Source organism: Micromonospora sp. DT178, from assembly GCF_049841695.1.
GTDB lineage: Bacteria > Actinomycetota > Actinomycetes > Mycobacteriales > Micromonosporaceae > Micromonospora.
The window spans coordinates 1-335 of sequence record NZ_JBNCKV010000068.1; the positions used below are offsets into that span (position 1 = coordinate 1).

Annotated in this window: 1 protein-coding gene; it reads right to left on the minus strand. The window is 70.7% G+C overall.

Annotated features, from left to right (window positions below; genetic code table 11):
• Positions 1–335: beta-ketoacyl synthase N-terminal-like domain-containing protein (locus ACLQ22_RS31985; RefSeq protein WP_425695600.1), on the minus strand; the 335-nt coding region annotated here is incomplete at both ends.

Below are 335 nucleotides of genomic sequence, written 5' to 3' on the forward strand. Positions count from 1 at the left end.
TTGGCCAGGGCCTGACGGATCACCCGCTGCTGCGACGGCCCGTTCGGGGCGCTCAACCCGTTGGAAGCGCCGTCCTGATTGACCGCGCTGCCCCGCAGCACCGCCAACACCTGATGCCCCCGCCGGCGGGCATCCGACAACCGCTCCAACACCAGAACCCCGACACCCTCACCCCAACCCGTGCCGTCGGCCGCGTCCGCGAACGGTTTACACCGCCCGTCAGCGGCCAACCCGCCCTGCCGGGAAAACTCCACGAACGCTCCCGGAGTGGCCATCACCGTCACACCACCGGCCAGGGCCATCGAACACTCACCCGACCGCAACGCCTGCGCCGC